17 protein-coding genes and 4 tRNA genes are annotated in these 16764 nt (G+C 64.2%); 11 read left to right on the plus strand and 10 right to left on the minus strand.

Annotated elements, in window-relative coordinates:
• Positions 1 to 9 precede the first annotated feature (9 nt).
• Positions 10 to 180 (minus strand): hypothetical protein, encoded by a 171-nt coding sequence (locus ACN0RC_RS11920; RefSeq protein ID WP_417511977.1) that lies wholly within the window; start codon positions 178 to 180, stop codon positions 10 to 12.
• A 125-nt stretch (positions 181 to 305) separates the two neighbouring features.
• On the opposite strand from ACN0RC_RS11920, the gene ACN0RC_RS11925 reads away from it, so the two are divergent.
• The gene (locus tag ACN0RC_RS11925; protein WP_417511979.1) at positions 306 to 653 is read left to right on the plus strand and encodes a hypothetical protein; all 348 of its coding nucleotides are present in this window, start codon (positions 306 to 308) and stop codon (positions 651 to 653) included.
• Positions 654 to 746: 93 nt separating this feature from the next.
• Here ACN0RC_RS11925 and ACN0RC_RS11930 read toward each other — a convergent pair.
• From ACN0RC_RS11930 to ACN0RC_RS11940, 3 genes are all read right to left on the minus strand, one after another.
• Positions 747 to 818: transfer RNA gene (locus ACN0RC_RS11930), tRNA-Val, on the minus strand.
• Between the two features lie 26 nt (positions 819 to 844).
• Positions 845 to 915 (minus strand) — tRNA-Cys (locus ACN0RC_RS11935).
• A 53-nt stretch (positions 916 to 968) separates the two neighbouring features.
• A tRNA-Gly gene (locus ACN0RC_RS11940) sits at positions 969 to 1040 on the minus strand.
• A gap of 152 nt (positions 1041 to 1192) precedes the next feature.
• Between ACN0RC_RS11940 and ACN0RC_RS11945 the strand changes: the two genes are divergently transcribed.
• From ACN0RC_RS11945 to ACN0RC_RS11960, 4 genes are all read left to right on the plus strand, one after another.
• Positions 1193 to 1268: transfer RNA gene (locus ACN0RC_RS11945), tRNA-Val, on the plus strand.
• A gap of 56 nt (positions 1269 to 1324) precedes the next feature.
• Positions 1325 to 1768, plus strand: coding sequence for a GIY-YIG nuclease family protein (locus ACN0RC_RS11950; protein ID WP_417511981.1), 444 nt, complete (start codon positions 1325 to 1327; stop codon positions 1766 to 1768).
• Positions 1765 to 2166, plus strand: a complete 402-nt coding sequence (locus tag ACN0RC_RS11955) for a hypothetical protein (RefSeq protein ID WP_417511983.1) — start codon at positions 1765 to 1767, stop codon at positions 2164 to 2166. Before ACN0RC_RS11950 ends, ACN0RC_RS11955 begins: the two co-directional genes overlap by 4 nt.
• 163 nt (positions 2167 to 2329) lie before the next feature.
• Positions 2330 to 3457, plus strand: a complete 1128-nt coding sequence (locus ACN0RC_RS11960) for a DUF1611 domain-containing protein (RefSeq protein WP_417511984.1) — start codon at positions 2330 to 2332, stop codon at positions 3455 to 3457.
• Here ACN0RC_RS11960 and ACN0RC_RS11965 read toward each other — a convergent pair.
• The 4 genes from ACN0RC_RS11965 to zapE form a co-directional block, all read right to left on the minus strand.
• Positions 3427 to 3633 (minus strand): multidrug transporter, encoded by a 207-nt coding sequence (locus ACN0RC_RS11965; protein ID WP_417511986.1) that lies wholly within the window; start codon positions 3631 to 3633, stop codon positions 3427 to 3429. The two genes, ACN0RC_RS11960 and ACN0RC_RS11965, sit on opposite strands and share 31 nt — an antisense overlap.
• A 113-nt stretch (positions 3634 to 3746) precedes the next feature.
• Positions 3747 to 4325: a type II toxin-antitoxin system PemK/MazF family toxin gene (locus tag ACN0RC_RS11970; protein ID WP_417511988.1), complete on the minus strand. Its 579-nt coding sequence runs from the start codon at positions 4323 to 4325 to the stop codon at positions 3747 to 3749.
• A gap of 34 nt (positions 4326 to 4359) precedes the next feature.
• Positions 4360 to 5598: an ammonium transporter gene (locus ACN0RC_RS11975; protein ID WP_417511990.1), complete on the minus strand. Its 1239-nt coding sequence runs from the start codon at positions 5596 to 5598 to the stop codon at positions 4360 to 4362.
• Between the two features lie 116 nt (positions 5599 to 5714).
• Positions 5715 to 6764: a cell division protein ZapE gene (zapE, locus tag ACN0RC_RS11980; RefSeq protein ID WP_417511992.1), complete on the minus strand. Its 1050-nt coding sequence runs from the start codon at positions 6762 to 6764 to the stop codon at positions 5715 to 5717.
• A 121-nt stretch (positions 6765 to 6885) separates the two neighbouring features.
• On the opposite strand from zapE, the gene ACN0RC_RS11985 reads away from it, so the two are divergent.
• Positions 6886 to 7782: a sulfurtransferase gene (locus ACN0RC_RS11985; RefSeq protein ID WP_417511993.1), complete on the plus strand. Its 897-nt coding sequence runs from the start codon at positions 6886 to 6888 to the stop codon at positions 7780 to 7782.
• Between the two features lie 19 nt (positions 7783 to 7801).
• Positions 7802 to 8233, plus strand: coding sequence for a SufE family protein (locus ACN0RC_RS11990; RefSeq protein WP_417511995.1), 432 nt, complete (start codon positions 7802 to 7804; stop codon positions 8231 to 8233).
• Positions 8234 to 8250: 17 nt separating this feature from the next.
• Here ACN0RC_RS11990 and ACN0RC_RS11995 read toward each other — a convergent pair whose 3' ends face one another.
• Positions 8251 to 9405: an alpha/beta hydrolase family protein gene (locus ACN0RC_RS11995; RefSeq protein ID WP_417511997.1), complete on the minus strand. Its 1155-nt coding sequence runs from the start codon at positions 9403 to 9405 to the stop codon at positions 8251 to 8253.
• A gap of 25 nt (positions 9406 to 9430) precedes the next feature.
• Here ACN0RC_RS11995 and ACN0RC_RS12000 point away from each other — a divergent pair, with 25 nt between their 5' ends.
• From ACN0RC_RS12000 to ACN0RC_RS12015, 4 genes are all read left to right on the plus strand, one after another.
• Positions 9431 to 10012: a DUF3000 domain-containing protein gene (locus ACN0RC_RS12000; RefSeq protein ID WP_417511999.1), complete on the plus strand. Its 582-nt coding sequence runs from the start codon at positions 9431 to 9433 to the stop codon at positions 10010 to 10012.
• On the plus strand, positions 10005 to 11198 hold the full coding sequence (locus ACN0RC_RS12005) for a ribonuclease D (RefSeq protein ID WP_417512001.1): 1194 nt from the start codon (positions 10005 to 10007) through the stop codon (positions 11196 to 11198). The genes ACN0RC_RS12000 and ACN0RC_RS12005 overlap by 8 nt, the downstream gene beginning before the upstream one ends.
• A 73-nt stretch (positions 11199 to 11271) precedes the next feature.
• A complete protein-coding gene (locus tag ACN0RC_RS12010; protein WP_417512003.1) occupies positions 11272 to 12477 on the plus strand; it encodes a thiolase family protein in 1206 nt (401 codons plus the stop codon).
• Positions 12478 to 12488: 11 nt separating this feature from the next.
• Positions 12489 to 14633: a 3-hydroxyacyl-CoA dehydrogenase NAD-binding domain-containing protein gene (locus ACN0RC_RS12015; RefSeq protein WP_417512005.1), complete on the plus strand. Its 2145-nt coding sequence runs from the start codon at positions 12489 to 12491 to the stop codon at positions 14631 to 14633.
• Positions 14634 to 14699: 66 nt separating this feature from the next.
• Here ACN0RC_RS12015 and dxs read toward each other — a convergent pair whose 3' ends face one another.
• Positions 14700 to 16640 (minus strand): 1-deoxy-D-xylulose-5-phosphate synthase, encoded by a 1941-nt coding sequence (dxs, locus tag ACN0RC_RS12020; protein ID WP_417512007.1) that lies wholly within the window; start codon positions 16638 to 16640, stop codon positions 14700 to 14702.
• Positions 16641 to 16764 lie beyond the last annotated feature (124 nt).

A 16764-nucleotide genomic window follows, 5' to 3' on the forward strand; every position in this document is an offset into this window, starting at 1 on the left:
CAACCGGCTCTAAGGCAGATCCTCGATTTCGATCTCGTCTCGGTCCGCGTCGTCATCTTCGCCCGTCGCCTCGTCCGCGCGCTGCGCCGCGGCAGGATCATCGTCGCCGATGTTCATGTCGGGGTCGGTACCGACAACGGTCGGACGGTCGTCGTCGTGCTCATGCATGGGATTAGACATCTGCAACTCCATTCGTGGGGGTAATGGTGACCCACCCTCGCCCGAGTCAACCGATTCGTCGCCCCCATTGACAGATGGCGAAGAGAACACTGGAGTTCCGTACGCGCAACTGAGATCCTGACGCCATGCGCGAGTTGACGACGGATGACCTGGGACTGCTGCTGTCTGTGTTCGCGGTGCTGCTGATCGCTTTCGGCATCGACTTCCACTTCTCGACGAAAGGGGTGGCAAAGCACCGCCGGGTCACCTGGTTCTTCGGGATCGTGACGCTTGTCGGTGAGGTGATGACGGCGCTTGCACTCGTACTCACCTGGATCGCGTTGTGGAGTCCTGCCGCATGGGAAGCGATCGATGACCTGCTCGTGTTCATCCCCGGAAGCATCGCGATCATCTGTGCGGTCATCCTGACGGTGGACAAGGTCACCGTGCGCCTCGAGCGGTTGCGCAGGTCAGCGGCTGCGTCGGAAGCGTAGGCCGAGAGGGAAGGTGTGACCGCCCGTTCCACGGATCGCCGGCGAGCACCCTCAGGAACGAGGAAAACCCCCGGAATTCCGGGGGTTTAAGTGTGCGCGATACTGGGATCGAACCAGTGACCTCTTCCGTGTCAGGGAAGCGCGCTACCGCTGCGCCAATCGCGCCCGTTGGGGCTGTTCAGTTTTCGGTGAGGTGGCGACGGGATTCGAACCCGTGTAAACGGCTTTGCAGGCCGGTGCCTAGCCGCTCGGCCACGCCACCGTGTGGATTGACCCCACGTGCCGTGAGCCTCTCAAAGAGACTCTCTGCACTCGAGCGGATGACGAGATTCGAACTCGCGACCCTCACCTTGGCAAGGTGATGCGCTACCACTGCGCTACATCCGCATTTCGTGTTCCGGCGTCCCGGGCACTTGTAAAACAATAGCCGACGATTCCCGCGTCGCAAAACTCAACGCGGATCTCGCGCGTGTCCGGCGGAATGGTCTAAAAGCGGTGAAACCGTCCGGTAGTATCGATTTCTGACCCCACGGGGTCTTGGGCGATTGGCGCAGCTGGTAGCGCGCTTCCTTCACACGGAAGAGGTCGTGGGTTCAAGTCCCGCATCGCCCACCATACTTCTCTTCCCGCGGAACGCCGCGATGTCGGCATCCCGGCGTAGCGTACGGTGCATGCCAAAAGCCGAATCTCTCCCCGGTCCGTGCCATCTCTGCGGTGGCATCCGCGGAACGCGCCTCCGCGGTGGATGGGCGTGCGCGGACTGCACCTGGCGCTATGGCGAAGTGCCGGATGACGGCCTCCCCCTCCCCCGCATCGACGTCGTCTACTACCTGCGTTACGACCGTCGCGTGAAGATCGGCACGAGCCGGCGCCCGCGTCAGCGACTCGCCAGCATCCGGCATGACGAGCTCCTCGCGTTCGAACGCGGCGATCGCACCCTCGAGCGACGGCGGCACGGCGAATTCGCGGCCATCCGCGAGGGCGGCGAATGGTTCACGTTCACCACCGAACTCGAAGAGCACGTCAGCGGGCTCCGGAAAGTCGGTGCACCGTGGAACCTCTATGCGCGCTGGTTGAGCGAAGCGCTCCAAACGGGCGGTAGCGTGAACGAATGATCCGAGACATCGCACGCTGGGCACTGGCAGTCGGACTGATCTTCATGGGAATCCTGCATTTCGTGCAGACCAGAGGATTCCGAGGGCTGATCCCCGAGTGGGCGACGAAGGCCACTGGCCTCGACAAAGACGGAATCGTCATCGCCTCTGGGGTCGCAGAGCTCGCACTCGGTGCCGGACTCATCGCCCTGCCGAACGAGCGTCGGCGAATCGGCTGGGCTGCTGCCGCATTCTTCGTCGCCGTTTTTCCCGGAAACATCGAGCAATGGCGTACTCACCGTTCCGCGCCGGGTCTCGACACCGACGCGAAGCGGCTCATCCGCCTGTTCCTCCAGCCCGTTCTGATCGTCTGGGCACTGTGGAGCACGGCTGCCCTGCCCTCTCACAGCCGACGCTGATACGTTGACGAAGTCGACACATCGTCGGCTTCAGGGAAGACTTCTTGTCGACCAACGGGCCATTGCAGCCATTTCGTTCTCCGTCGCCTCCTCTGGGTGATCAAGAGGAGACCTGATTTCCGTGCATTCCCATTCCGCACCCGCAAGTTCAGCCGCACTACCGGTGCTCCCTATCGGTTCGACCGCCATCGTGTTCTGCGAAGGCCAATTCGGCGAGCAGGACGGCAAAACTGCGAACGGTCTTGTCCGGCACTCTGAGAAGTACCGGATACTCAGCGTGATCGACAGCCGACATTCCGGCGAAGACACCGGCTCGTTCCTGGACGGCACCGCCAATGGTATCCCGGTCGTCTCGGACCTCGCAGAGGCCGTCGGACATGCCGGACACACTCCGGACTATCTGATCTGCGGCGTCGCTCCTGCCGACGGACTCCTCTCGGATCTGCAGCGCATCGTGCTGCTCGATGGCATCGCCCAGGGCATGCACATCATCAACGGCCTGCATGAGTTCTTGAATGACGATGCGGAGTTCGCCGCTGCCGCCCTTCTCGCTGGTGTCACCATCACCGATGTGCGTCGTCCGAAGGACAAGAAGGATCTTCACCTGTTCTCCGGTCGCATCTTCGATGTGACCTGCCCGCGCATCGCCGTGCTCGGCACGGACGGCGCGATCGGCAAGCGGACGACCGCGACGCTCCTCGTCCAGGCGCTGAACGACCGCGGCATCCACGCTGTCATGGTCGGCACAGGGCAGACGACGATCATCCAGGGCGGTCGTTACGGTGTGGCCCTGGATGCGCTCGTCCCCCAGTTCTGCTCGGGCGAGGTCGAGAACCAGGTTGTCGCAGCCTTTGACGCAGAGGACCCCGACATCATCATCGTGGAGGGTCAGGGGGCGCTGAGCCACCCCGCGTACCTCACCTCCGCGCATATCCTCCGAGGCAGCAGACCCGCCGGAGTCATCGTGCAGCATGCTCCGGGCCGACAGGTGCTCGGCGACTTCCCCATGATGCCGATGCCCACTGTTGCGAGCGAGGTGGCACTCATCGAGGCGTTCGCAGAAACGCGTGTGATCGGTGTGACCGTCAACCACGAGCATCTTTCCACCACGCAGATCGGGGACGCGATCGACGCGATCGAACTCGAGATCGGCGTACCTGCGACAGATCCGCTCACCCGCCCGCTGAGCGAGTTGGCCGATATGGTGCTGACGGCTTTCCCCTTGCTTCAAGCGGCGGCAGCTTCCGGGCGCAGGCGTGCTCAGCCGATTGGCTCTTCCCGACTGGCTTGAGGCATCCCCGGTCCTGGACCTGGGCGGACCTCGGCGTCCTCCGCGACCTCGACTCGTGTCACGCCATCGTGCTCGGTGACCTCGATGCGCGGCGAGGCATCGGCCTCGGTTGCATCGGGAGCGGTCGTGAGCTGATCGTGGCGCTTCTCTTCTGGCGTCATCTCTTCACCGGACATCGCGTCTCCCTTCAACATGACCGGACAACGACGTGTCGCGACATCGGTGACGCTACGCGACGGCCTGGCACCGGTCGAGGGGATTGCTGCCAGAGCACAGTGTTGCTAGCGAGTCAGCGCCGCGCCCACCCGTATCGCTCGACGAGCGCCACCGCCACCCGGTCATAGCGCTTTCGATCGAGGATGGCGGCCTCGCGACGCATCCCCTTCTCGTGCACGCTGTACAGCTGCTCGATGTCGACCCAGGACTCGCGTCCCTGCGAGTCCCAGCCGCCGCTGCCGATCGACAGGTAGTCGCGATCGCGGTCGTGAGCCTTGCTCGTCATCCGCACCGCGTACACGCGAGCAGCGGAATGGCGGCCGATCACGAGGACAGGGCGGTCCTTGCCTCGTCCGTCATTCTCCTCGTACGGCACCCACGTCCAGATCACCTCGCCGGAATCCGGAGCACCGTCTTTCGACGGCGAGTAGTCGACCTTGAGGTCCTGGATGCGGTCCGGATCGATCCGGACGGTCTCGCTCCCCTGCGCCCGCCCCGGTTCGATCGCCTCCTCGGGGTCGCGCAAGCGCGCAGTCGGTGCGGACACACCAGAACGTCCCGGCTTCTTGGCAGAAGTCCGGGACGTTCCATCCGATAGCGCCCTGATGACGATGTCGGCGAGCTGGCGGAGGATGCTTCGGGAAGAACTCACCCCGCCACATTACCCACGCCGTCGTGCGCCGCACTCACGCGTCGATGAGTGCGTAGCCCTCCTCACCGTGGACCACTGAGTCGACACCGGCGATCTCGTCCTCGTTGGTGATGCGGAACCCGATCGTCTTCTGGATCACAAAACCGATGACGTAAGCGACGACGAAGGCGTAGACCAGCACACCGACCGCAGCGATGACCTGCACGACGAGCTGTCGGAAGTCGCCACCGACGAAGAGGCCGGTCTCGGTTGCGAAGAGTCCGAGATACAGCGTGCCGAACAGGCCACCGACGAGGTGGATGCCGACGACGTCGAGCGAATCATCGAAGCCCAGGCGGAACTTCAGCTCGACAGCGAGTGCGCACAGCACGCCGGCGAGTGCGCCAAGCAGCAGCGACCACCCAGGGGTGAGGTTCGCACAGGCGGGGGTGATGGCGACGAGACCTGCGACAGCACCAGAGGCTGCGCCCACCGATGTGGCTTTGCCGTCTTTGATGCGCTCGATGAGGATCCAGCCGAGGATCGCCGCGGCGGTCGCACCGAGCGTGTTCAGCCCGATCAGACCGACGCCGCCCATGTCTTCGGAGAGCCATTCCGCACCCGCGTTGAATCCGAACCAGCCGAACCACAGGAGGGCAGCACCCAACAGCGTCAGCGGCACATTGTGCGGCTTGAGGATGCCCTTCTGGAACCCGATGCGCTTGCCGAGGACGAGCGCGAGAGCGAGCGCCGCGGCGCCAGCGTTGATGTGCACGGCCGTTCCACCGGCGTAGTCGATCACGGCGATGCCGCTGTCCTCTCCAAACAACGTCGTGCCGAGGTTCATGATCCAACCGCCACCCCAGACCCAGGCAGCGATCGGGAAGTAACCGACGGTGGCGAAGACTCCGGCGAAGATCAACCAGCTGCCGAACTTCGCGCGATCGGCGATCGCACCCGAGATCAGTGCGATGGTGATGATCGCGAAGGTGGCACCGTATGCGACGCCGAGAAGCGCGACGTTCGATCCTTCGCCGGCCGCGAGGCTGGAGAGTCCGAAGTCCGCGAACGGGTTGCCCGCAAAGGCCGTCGGGCTGTCGACGGCACTCATCGAGAAGCCGAATAGGATCCACAGCACCGCGACCAGTCCGATAGAGCCGAAGCTCATCATCATCATGCTCACGACGCTCTTGGCCTTGACCAGACCGCCGTAGAAGAACGCGACGCCGGGCGTCATGAGCAGCACGAGCGCCGTGGCGGTAATACCCCACGAGATGTTGCCGGGAGCATCCATAGGAAAACCTCACATCCGAAGTAATTGAGAGCTTCAGTGTGGCGAGGCCCGATTTCCGGGATGCGCGTGGTCTGTTTCGGCGGCGTTACACCCGGGTTCGGGGTGTGAACATCGTGTTACGGCGCGCTCTGCAGCTGCGCAGAATGCGTGAGGGCGTTCAGCCGAGAGATGGCGCGCAAGTATTTCTTGCGGTACCCACCGCCCAGCATTTCTTCTGCGAACACCTGGTCAAGGCTCACGCCGGTCGCAATGATCGGCACCTGGGCGTCGTACACCCGGTCGACGAATGCAACGAAGCGCAGCGCCTCTGACTGGTCGGTGAGCACCTCGACATCCCGAAGTCCGACGAGCGAGATGCCGTCGATCAACCGGATGTAACGAGAGGGGTGCACCTTGGCCAGGTGACGGACGACGTCGATGAACAGATCATCGGATGCCGTGCCCACTGCCGCGGCGAGGTACGCCGCGTATTCAGCATCCGATACAGCGACGGCCTTGCCGTCGAGTGCGCGCTGGCGGAAGTCAACGCCGTCGATCCGGATCGTTTCGAAGCTGTCGGACATGGCGTGGATCTCGCGCAGGAAGTCCTGTGCGGCGAAACGCCCCTCGCCCAGTGCGTTCGGCGGAGTGTTCGAGGTGGCGGCGAGCTTCGTACCCGAAGCCACGAGCTCGCCGAGCAGACGAGTCATCACCATGGTGTCGCCCGGGTCATCGAGCTCGAACTCGTCGATGCAGAGCAGATCCGCCCCGCGCAGCAGGTCGACTGTGTTCTTGTACCCCAGCGCACCGACGAGAGCGGTGTACTCGATGAACGAGCCGAAGTACTTCCGGCGAGCGGGCATCGCGTGATAGATGGATGCGAGCAGGTGCGTCTTGCCCACGCCGAAGCCGCCATCAAGGTAGACGCCGGGCTTGAGATCGACTTCTTTCTTCTTGCTGCGCCCGAAGAATCCGGACTTCTTCGGAGCGGGGCCGCGACCGGCGAAGCGCTCGAGCATCTCCTTGGACTCAGCCTGAGAAGGATATGCATCGTCAGAGCGGTAGCTGTCGAAGCTCGCGGTCGAGAACTGCGGCGGCGGCACGAGGCTCGCCAGCATCTCTGCCCCGGTCACGACAGGCTCGCGCGCGGTGAGGTGCGCGATGGTCGCACTGTCTGTGTCGGTCATGCGTTTCCTATGTCGAAGTCTTACGGATCGGGGACGAAGCGCGCCGAACGGCTCTATGGTCGAAGGGGGCGGCTCAACATTACGCCGTCAACCCGAGAGCCCAGTAACCCAGGAGCGCCAGATGACCATCGAGTTCGACACCACCGTCGCGAAGTTCGCCGAGTATTCCGAGCCTGGACGCCTGGTCAGCACCGAGTGGCTCGCCGCGCGCCTCGGAGAACCTGGGCTTGTGGTGGTCGAGTCGGATGAAGACGTACTGCTCTACGAAACCGGCCACATTCCAGGAGCGGTGAAGGTGGACTGGCACACCGAACTCAACGACCCGGTCGTGCGTGATTACATCGATGGTGAGGGCTTTGCTGAGCTCCTCAGCCGCAAGGGCATCTCGCGCGACGACACTGTCGTCATCTACGGCGACAAGAACAACTGGTGGGCGGCTTACGCGCTCTGGGTGTTCTCGCTGTTCGGCCACGAAGACGTGCGCCTGCTCGACGGCGGCCGTGATCGCTGGATCTCCGAAGGACGAGAGATCAGCACCGAGACCAGCAAGCCCACGCCAACGAGCTACCCGGTGATCGAGCGGGATGATTCGGTTCTGCGTGCATACAAAGACGACGTCGTCTCCTTCATCGGCAAGGGCCCGCTGATCGATGTCCGCTCCCCCGAGGAGTACAACGGTGAGCGCACGACCGCGCCGGCGTACCCCGAAGAAGGCACCCTGCGGGCCGGACACATCCCGACTGCGCAGAGCGTGCCGTGGGGCAAGGCTGTCGCTGAAGACGGCGGCTTCCGCCCTCGCGCCGAGCTCGAGGCCATCTACCGTGACGGTGTCGGCATCACCGATGGTGACGACATCGTGGCGTACTGTCGCATCGGAGAGCGCTCGAGCCACACGTGGTTCGTTCTGAAGCACCTGCTCGGCTTCGACAACGTGCGCAACTACGACGGTTCCTGGACCGAGTGGGGCAGCGCGGTGCGCGTGCCGATCGTCACGGGCTCTGAGCCGGGCTCGCTCTGAGCATGTGAGAATTGCTCGAATGAGCACTACGCACGTTCCCGACACGCTCGCGGAGATCCGCGACGACTTCCTCGAGCTCCCCGAGGGCGAGCGTCTGCAGCTTCTGCTGGAGTTCTCCCAGGAGCTGCCGGCGGTGTCCGAAGAAGTCGCGGGTCACCCCGAGATGTACGAGCGCGTCGCCGAATGTCAGTCCCCGGTGTACATCTACGTCGAGGTCGCAGACGGTGTCGTCACGATGCACGCCACAGCGCCGCCAGAGGCACCGACGACGCGCGGTTTCGCCAGCATCCTCGTGCAGGGCATCACCGGCCTCTCGGCCGACGAGGTGCTCGCTATCCCGGATGACTATCCGCAGTCGATCGGTCTCACGCGTGCCGTGTCGCCGCTGCGAATCGGCGGGATGACCGGGATGCTGATGCGAGTGAAGCGCCAGGTCACTCTGAAGCGGTGATCACTCTGAAGCGCTGATCACTCTGAAGCACCGAAGCGGTTCTCGCGCACCCAGGCCGTGATCGCAGCATTCCAGTCGGTCTGATCGTAATTCCAGATCTTGGTGTGCCGCGCCACGGTGAAGTGCGGCATCGTCACGATGTCTGGGCGCGCCTCTGCGAGAGCGCGCGAGGCGTCGACCGGCACGAAACCGTCGTCGTCGCTGTGCAGGATGAGGATCGGCACCGCGAGCTCCTCGGCTCGCGCCACCATGTCGAGACGGTCGAAAGGTATCGCTTCTTCTGCGCCACTGATCCGCGCGGTCAGGGGTGAGGACAGCGCGTTCATCGCGAGCATCGGCAGCGGATCGATGATGCCGGTTTCGTGAGCCTGGAAGCGGAGCACTGTTCGCCAGTCCACGACCGGAGAGTCCAGCACCAGGCCCGCGATCGCCTGACGGTTCGCTGATGACACCGCGGCTTGCAGCGCGATCGCTCCCCCCATCGACCACCCCATCAGCACCACTCGCTCAGCGCCGTGGCGCAGCGCGTACGAGATCGCGGCGTCGACGTCGTGCCACTCAGTCGCACCGAGCGCATACGATCCGCCCCTGCTGCGCGGCGCCTCGCCGTCGTTGCGGTACGAGACGACAAGATTCGGCAGACCCATCGAATGCAGGATGGGAACGGCCCGGAGGCACTCTGCCCGCGTGGCGCCTCTGCCATGGATCTGGATCACCCAGGTCGACGACTCTGCGGGGAACAACCACGCAGGGCACGGACCCGCTGGGGAGCCGATCAGCACCGGCTCCCACGGCAGATGCAGTTCTGTCGGCGACGAGTAGTACCAGCCACTGAAGCCCGCAGGGCGGTCGATCCGCGCACCCGGATCGACCTGGGTGAGGAGCTTGCGACGCACGTGCTTCGCGTCAGAGCTCAGAATCGCACCGAGTTTGACGTAGCCGTAGGTACCCGTCGTGAACAGGCCATAGCGGCCGGGCAGCTCCGTGTCGGGCGTGCGGGTGAGTTCGATCGTCTGCGCGCCCGTGTCCACCGCGAGGATCTCGGTGTCCGCGGCCCTCGCACGAGGCGTCACGACGCGCCGACCGATCGAGAACACCAAAAAGGCAACCCCGGCGCACAGCGCGAATAGGGCGGGTACCAGCAGCGCAACGGCGTGCCTGAGACTCTTCATCGCTTCCTGACTCTAGCCTGTCACCGTGAGCGCACACCCCGACGCCGGAACTGAGTTCGCGCGCGTGTGCGCCGAACTGCGAGAAACAGCGTTCCGCGATGACATGGTGGTGCGCGAGATCGCTTCGCCACAGGGACTCGCGCCCTTCTCCATCGCACTGGCAGCCGACGTCCGCCCCGACGACCGCGGAGAGTCGATCTACGGTACCGGTCGTTTCGTTCTGCTCTACGATCCGGACGAGCCTTCTGCATGGGGTGGACCCTGGCGAATCGTCGCCTTTGCGCAGGCGCCCTTGGAGCCCGAGATCGGCACGGACCCACTGCTGGCAGATGTCACATGGTCGTGGCTCGTCGATGCGCTCGATTCGCGCAGTGCGGGCTATCACTCGGCCTCTGGCACCTCGACGAAGACCATCTCCAAGGGCTTCGGGGCATTGGCTGCAGAAGGCGATGGAGCACAGATCGAACTACGCTCGTCTTGGACGCCGGAAGAGCCATTCCGGCCGCACGTGGAAGCATGGGCCGAACTGGTCGGCATGCTCGCCGGTCTCCCGCCCGGTTCAGAGAACATCGCCGTGTTCGGCGCGCGAAAGGCAGGTCGTGACTGAATACCCCGTCATCGACGATCCCAATGTATTCCACGCTGCATGTGAGGCTCTTGCCGCCGGCACGGGGCCTGTCGCTGTCGACGTAGAGCGAGCATCCGGATTCCGCTATTCGCAGCGCGCATATCTGGTGCAGGTGTTCCGTCGCGACGCGGGCGTCTTCCTCTTCGATCCGCCCGCACTCGGTGATTTCGCACCGCTGCAGACAGCGATCGGTGATGTCGAATGGGTCTTCCACGCCGCAAGCCAGGACCTGCCTTCCCTGAGAGAACTCGACCTCGAGCCCCGTACGCTGTTCGACACCGAACTCGCGTCACGATTGCTCGGGCACGATCGCGTCGGGCTCGCTGCAGTCGTGGAAGAGGTGCTCGGAATCACCCTGAAGAAGGAACATTCCGCTGCGGACTGGTCGACACGACCGCTCCCTGACTCCTGGCTCGACTATGCGGCACTTGACGTGCTCTATCTCGTCGATGTCCGCGATCGGCTCGCCGAAGAACTCGAAGAATCCGGCAAGACGGAGTTCGCCGCTCAGGAGTTCGCCGCAACTCTCGCTCAGCCACCGCGCCCTCCGCGCGATGACCCGTGGCGTCGCCTCAGCGGGCTTCACCAGGTCAAGGGTGCCCGCAACCTCGCCGTCGCACGCGCTCTCTGGGAAGCCAGAGAACAGTACGCCCAGCAGCAGGACACCTCACCTGGCCGGCTCGTGCCGGATCGGTCCCTCGTCGCTGCGGTGCTCGCCAATCCGCAATCGAAGCATGCGCTTGCCGGCGTTCAGGCATTCAACGGCCGCGCAAGCCGCTCAGAACTCGATCGCTGGTGGGACGCGATCGTGCGCGGCCGTGAGTCGGACGACCTCCCTCGTGCGCGGGTCAGCAGCGATGCCCTTCCCCCGGCCCGTGCCTGGGCAGAGCGGAACCCCGAAGCGGATGCTCGGCTGAAGCTTGCTCGCCCCGCGGTCGAAGCCGTCGCTGAAGAGCTGCATATGCCGACCGAGAACCTTCTCAAGCCAGAGATGCTGCGACGCGTCGCGTGGACGCCGCCGGAGTTGACCACCGATGCCGTGGCCACAGCGCTGACGGCCCTGGGTGCGCGCCCCTGGCAGATTGAGCAGACTACACAGAAGATCGTGGATGCCTTTGTAGAAGCCGGGCAAACCCCCGATCCGGGTCTCGCCTCCGAGTCGTAGGTTCAATCCAACCGATTCCCCGCGCCCTCGTCGCGACTCCTAGGCTGAAGCCATCCCTAACTTTGGAGGCAGAGTGGCCGAGATCTCGGACGTCTACTTCGTCGATGGCATGCGTACCCCGTTTGGACGCGCCGGCGAAAAAGGCATGTACTGGAACACCCGCGCAGACGACCTCGCTGTGAAGGCGACGATCGGTTTGATGGAGCGGAACTCCGCCGTGCCTGCGGACCGCATCGATGATGTCGCGATTGCCGCGACGTCGCAGACCGGCGACCAGGGTCTGACCCTCGGTCGATCCGTTGCGATCCTGGCAGGTCTTCCCAACACGGTGCCGGGCCTCGCTGTCGAGCGCATGTGCGCCGGCGCGATGACCAGCGTCACCACGATGGCTGCGTCGATCGGTATCGGCATGTACGACTTCGCGCTCGCGGGCGGCGTCGAGCACATGGGCCACCACCCGATCGGCGCCAATGCCGACCCGAACCCCCGCTTCGTCGCTGAGAAGATGGTCGACCCCGGCGCCCTCAACATGGGTGTCACAGCCGAGCGCATCTTCGATCGGTTCCCGCACCTCACCAAGGAGCGCTCCGACCGTTTCGGCATGCTCAGCCAGCACAAGGTGCAGGCCGCATACGACGCAGGCAAGATCCAGCCCGATCTCGTTCCGGTCGCCGTGAAGGATGCCGCAGGCTCCTGGGGTCTCGCGGCAGAAGACGAAGGTCGCCGTCCGCAGACGACGATGGAAGACCTCGCCGCCCTCAAGACGCCGTTCCGCCCGCACGGGCGCGTCACGGCAGGCACCTCTTCTCCGCTGACCGATGGCGCGACGATGTCGCTGCTCGCCGGCGGTGGCGCTGTCAAGGAATTCGGCCTGCAGCCGAAGATGAAGATGGTCTCGTTCGCCTTCGCGGGCGTGCAGCCCGAGATCATGGGCATCGGACCGATCCCGTCGACCGAGAAGGCGCTCAAGAAGGCCGGACTCACGATCTCCGACATCGGGCTGTTCGAGTTGAACGAGGCGTTCGCCATCCAGGTGATCTCTCTGCTCGACCACTTCGGCATCGCTGATGACGACCCGCGCGTCAACCAGTGGGGCGGAGCAATTGCCGTCGGTCACCCGCTGGCAGCATCCGGTGTACGTCTGATGATCCAGCTGGCGGCACAGTTCGCCGAGCGTCCCGACGTCCGCTACGGCCTGACGGCCATGTGCGTGGGTCTCGGCCAGGGCGGAAGCGTCATCTGGGAGAACCCGTTCTACGACGGCAAGAAGCGCAAGTGAGGGATGCAGAGATGACTGACTACGAAAAGATCGACTTCTCCCCCATCATCAACCTCGCCGGTGACGACGAGGTTGTGACGCATTCCGTCGCACGCGACGTGCGCCTGCCCTCGGGCAAGGTGCTCGCGCTCATCACCCTCGACAACGGCCGCGATCACACGCGCCCGAACACCCTGGGACCGAAGACGCTCGCTGAACTCGGTGAGACTCTTGCCACGCTCAAGGCTCGTGCGACGGCTGGCGAGATCCAGGCCGTCGGAATCACCGGAAAGCAGTACATTCTCGCAGCGGGCGCTGACCTCTCGGACATCTCGAAGGTCACCTCCAAGGATGACGCGCGCATGATCGCTCAGCTCGGACACAAGGTGTTCGGGTCGATCGGTGATCTCGGCGTGCCTTCGTTCGCCTTCGTCAACGGCCTTGCGCTCGGCGGCGGGCTCGAGATCGCCCTGAACTCGACCTATCGCACGGTGGATGCTTCAGCGGCCGCAGTTGCACTGCCTGAGGTCTTCCTCGGGCTGATCCCCGGCTGGGGCGGCGCGTACCTGCTGCCGAACCTCATCGGCATCGAGAACGCCCTCGAGGTGGTGATCTCGAACCCGCTCAAGCAGAACCGCATGCTGAAGCCGCAGCAGGCGTTCGACCTCGGCATCATGGACGCGATCTTCCCGGCCGCGAACTATCTCGAGAACTCCCTCGCCTGGGCGGATGCGGTTCTCGGCGGCAAGAAGGTCGAGCGCAAGAACGAGCCCGGCAAGATCGAGCGTCTCACCAAGTGGCCGATCGCGATCAAGATGGCTCGCGGAATGCTCGAGTCGAAGATCGGTACCGTCCCGAAGTCGCCGTACGTCGCCCTCGACCTGCTCGAGAAGGCCAAGAGCGGCACGAAGGCCGAGGGCTTCGCCCGTGAAGACGAGGCTCTCTCCGACCTCGTCGTCGGCGATCAATTCGCGGCATCCATGTACGCGTTCGATCTGGTGCAGAAGCGTGCCAAGCGCCCTGTCGGCGCACCCGACAAGGCTCTGGCGAAGAAGGTCACCAAGGTCGGCATCATCGGTGCAGGTCTTATGGCCAGCCAGTTCGCGCTACTGTTCCTGCGCCGTCTGCAGGTGCCGGTGCTCATCACCGACATCGATCAGGCGCGCGTTGACAAGGGCCTGGCGTACATCAACGACGAGATCAGCAAGCTCGAGACGAAGGGCCGGCTCGACTCCGACGGAGCGAACAAGCTGCGCGCACTCCTGCACGGCACAGTCGACAAGAGCGAATACGCGGACTGCGACTTCGTGATCGAGGCTGTCTTCGAAGAGGTCGGCGTCAAGCAGCAAGTCTTCGGCGACATCGAGAAGATCATCGCCGAGGATGCCATCCTCGCGACGAACACCTCCTCGCTGTCGGTGGAGGAGATCGGTTCGAAACTCGCTCACCCCGAGCGACTGGTCGGCTTCCACTTCTTCAACCCGGTCGCCGTCATGCCGCTCATCGAGATCGTCAAGACGCCTGCGACGAACGAGCAGAGCCTGTCGACGGCATTCGTTGTCGCCAAGGGTCTGGGCAAGAACGCGGTGCTCACCGCTGATGCGCCTGGCTTCGTCGTCAACCGTCTGCTCGCCAAGGTCATGGGTGAGGCAGCACGTGCGGTCTATGAAGGCACGCCGATCGCAGACGTCGAGAAGGCGTTCGGCCCGCTCGGTCTTCCGATGGGCCCGTTCCAGCTGATCGACCTGGTCGGCTGGAAGGTCGCCGCTCACGTGCAGGACACGATGGTGGGGCACTTCCCCGACAGGTTCTACGCGAACGAGAACTTCCACGCTCTCGCTGAGCTCGACAAGGTCGTAGAGAAAGACAAGGGCGGCCGTGTCGTCGGCTGGACCAAGGCTGCGGAGAAGGCTCTCAAGGGCCACATCGGCACCGAGCCGGCGTCTGCTGCCACCATCCTGCAGCGCGTGCAGGATGGTCTCGCCCAGGAGCTCAAGCTCATGCTCGACGAGGGCGTGGTGCCTGAGGTCGAGGACATCGACCTCTGCCTGATCCTCGGCGCCGGTTGGCCATTCATCGATGGTGGCGCGTCGCCGTATCTCGACCGCGAGGGAGCATCCGAGCGCGTCTTCGGCTCGACGTTCCACACTCCACCGGTACGCGGGATCGGCAGCTGAGCTAGTACACGGCAGCAGAAAGAGGGGGCGCATCTTCGGATGCGGCCCCTCCTTCTTTCGTGTTACTCAGCGGCGCTCGTGCAGCGGCAGATCGATCGCACCGGTCTCCCCCGCGTTCCGCGCAACCGGGATCCGGGTCCCGAGAACCTGGGCGACGACGTCCTGCGCGATCTTGGACGCTGTGAGGCCGGCATCCGCCAGAATCTCATCACGCGAAGCGTGATCGATGAACTCATCCGGAAGACCGAGCTCGTCGACTGCGGTATCGACTCCCGCCTCACGCAGAACCTGCCGCACACGCGTTCCGATACCGCCGACCCGGATGCCGTCCTCAAGAGTGATCACCAGGCGATGACGCCCTGCGAGCTCGATGATGGATGGCTGCACCGGAATGGCCCAACGCGGGTCGACGACCGTCGCACCGATTCCCTGGGCGCGCAGGCGCGCAGAGACATCCATTGCGAGAGATGCGAAGGGCCCGATACCCACGATGAGGACGTCTTCGCTCTCATCGCGTGCGAGAACATCGACGCCGTCGGCAAGCCGCTCGATCGCCTCGATGTCTTCGGCGACCGCACCCTTCGGATACCGGATCACGGTCGGTGCGTCATCGACTGCCACCGCTTCATCCAGGGCCTCGGCAAGCCGCGCACCGTCACGGGGTGCTGAGATGCGGATGTGCGGCACGATCTGGAGCATGGCCAGATCCCACATCCCGTGATGGCTCGCACCGTCTGGACCTGTCACGCCTGCCCGATCGAGCACGAAGGTCACGCCGGCCTTATGCAGCGCGACATCCATGAGGACCTGGTCGAATGCACGGCCCATGAATGTCGCGTACAGGGCGACGACGGGGTGAAGCCCGCCATATGCAAGGCCGGCAGCCGCCGTCACCGCATGCTGCTCGGCGATACCGACGTCATAGACGCGCTCCGGGAAGCGCTCAGCGAAGGGTGCAAGACCGGTGGGACGCAGCATGGCAGCGGTCATGGCGATAACACGCGGATCGCGCTCTCCGACGCGCACAATGGCGTCGGAGAAGACATCGGTCCAGCCGGTCTTCGTCGAGCCCAGCGGCTCACCGGTCGCCGGATCGATGCGATTAACGGCGTGGAACTGATCCGCCTCGTCATCACGCGCAGGCTGGTAACCACGCCCCTTCTCGGTGATCGCATGCACGATCACCGGTGCCCCGTAGGACTTCGCGAGCTCGAGCGTCTCCATCAGAGCTGTGATGTCGTGACCGTCGACCGGCCCCAGGTACTTGATGTCGAGATTGGAATACAGCGCGACGTTATTCGTGAAGCGAGAGAGGAATCCGTGCGTACCGCCGCGGACGCCCCGGAACACTGCTCGGCCAACGGGTCCGAAGGCGCGGAAGAACCGATCGGAGCGGTGGTGCAAGTCTCGATAGGCACCTGCCGTGCGAACACGGTTCAGATAGCGCGACATTCCACCGATCGTCGGAGCGTAGGAGCGGCCGTTATCGTTCACGACGATCACGAGGTTGCGATCATTGTCATCGGAGATGTTGTTGAGCGCTTCCCAAGTCATCCCTCCCGTGAGAGCACCGTCACCGACCACCGCAATCACGTGGCGGTCGTCTCTTCCTGTTGCCGCAAAGGCGCGCGAGATGCCATCGGCCCAGCTCAGTGAACTCGAGGCGTGGGACGACTCGACGACGTCATGGGCGCTCTCGCTGCGCTGCGGGTAGCCGGCTAGCCCTCCGCGTACCCGCAGTTCAGAGAAGTCCTGGCGTCCGGTGAGCAGCTTGTGCACATACGACTGGTGGCCGGTGTCGAAGATGATCGGGTCTTCAGGAGATTCGAACACGCGGTGCAGAGCGATCGTCAGCTCGACGACTCCCAGATTGGGACCGAGGTGCCCGCCGGTGCGCGACACATTCTCAACGAGGAACGTTCGGACCTCGTCGGCGAGTCGGGTCAGCTGAGATGTGCTGAGGTTGTCGAGATCCCGCGGTCCGGTGATGCCGGGAAGAATGGGCATCAGCACCTCCTGAACGTGTTCGTCACTCGCCCTCGTAAGTGAGGAGGACGACCCTTTCGATACTACTGCCGGGGCCAGGGAATCGCCCGAGCAGACGCGGAGTGAACGCGAAGCGCCCGCCCCG

Source organism: Microbacterium sp., from assembly GCF_048259935.1.
In the GTDB taxonomy this organism is placed as follows: domain Bacteria; phylum Actinomycetota; class Actinomycetes; order Actinomycetales; family Microbacteriaceae; genus Microbacterium.

Coding starts and splice junctions, on each gene's coding strand:
- dxs (WP_417512007.1), bottom strand. CDS start 16,640: ATGCCCATTCTTCCCGGCATCACCGGACCGCGGGATCTCGACAACCTC.
- ACN0RC_RS11925 (WP_417511979.1), top strand. CDS start 306: ATGCGCGAGTTGACGACGGATGACCTGGGACTGCTGCTGTCTGTGTTC.
- ACN0RC_RS12015 (WP_417512005.1), top strand. CDS start 12,489: ATGACTGACTACGAAAAGATCGACTTCTCCCCCATCATCAACCTCGCC.
- ACN0RC_RS11920 (WP_417511977.1), bottom strand. CDS start 180: ATGTCTAATCCCATGCATGAGCACGACGACGACCGTCCGACCGTTGTC.
- ACN0RC_RS11990 (WP_417511995.1), top strand. CDS start 7,802: ATGAGCACTACGCACGTTCCCGACACGCTCGCGGAGATCCGCGACGAC.
- ACN0RC_RS11985 (WP_417511993.1), top strand. CDS start 6,886: ATGACCATCGAGTTCGACACCACCGTCGCGAAGTTCGCCGAGTATTCC.
- zapE (WP_417511992.1), bottom strand. CDS start 6,764: ATGACCGACACAGACAGTGCGACCATCGCGCACCTCACCGCGCGCGAG.
- ACN0RC_RS11950 (WP_417511981.1), top strand. CDS start 1,325: ATGCCAAAAGCCGAATCTCTCCCCGGTCCGTGCCATCTCTGCGGTGGC.
- ACN0RC_RS11975 (WP_417511990.1), bottom strand. CDS start 5,598: ATGGATGCTCCCGGCAACATCTCGTGGGGTATTACCGCCACGGCGCTC.
- ACN0RC_RS11995 (WP_417511997.1), bottom strand. CDS start 9,405: ATGAAGAGTCTCAGGCACGCCGTTGCGCTGCTGGTACCCGCCCTATTC.
- ACN0RC_RS11965 (WP_417511986.1), bottom strand. CDS start 3,633: ATGTCCGGTGAAGAGATGACGCCAGAAGAGAAGCGCCACGATCAGCTC.
- ACN0RC_RS11955 (WP_417511983.1), top strand. CDS start 1,765: ATGATCCGAGACATCGCACGCTGGGCACTGGCAGTCGGACTGATCTTC.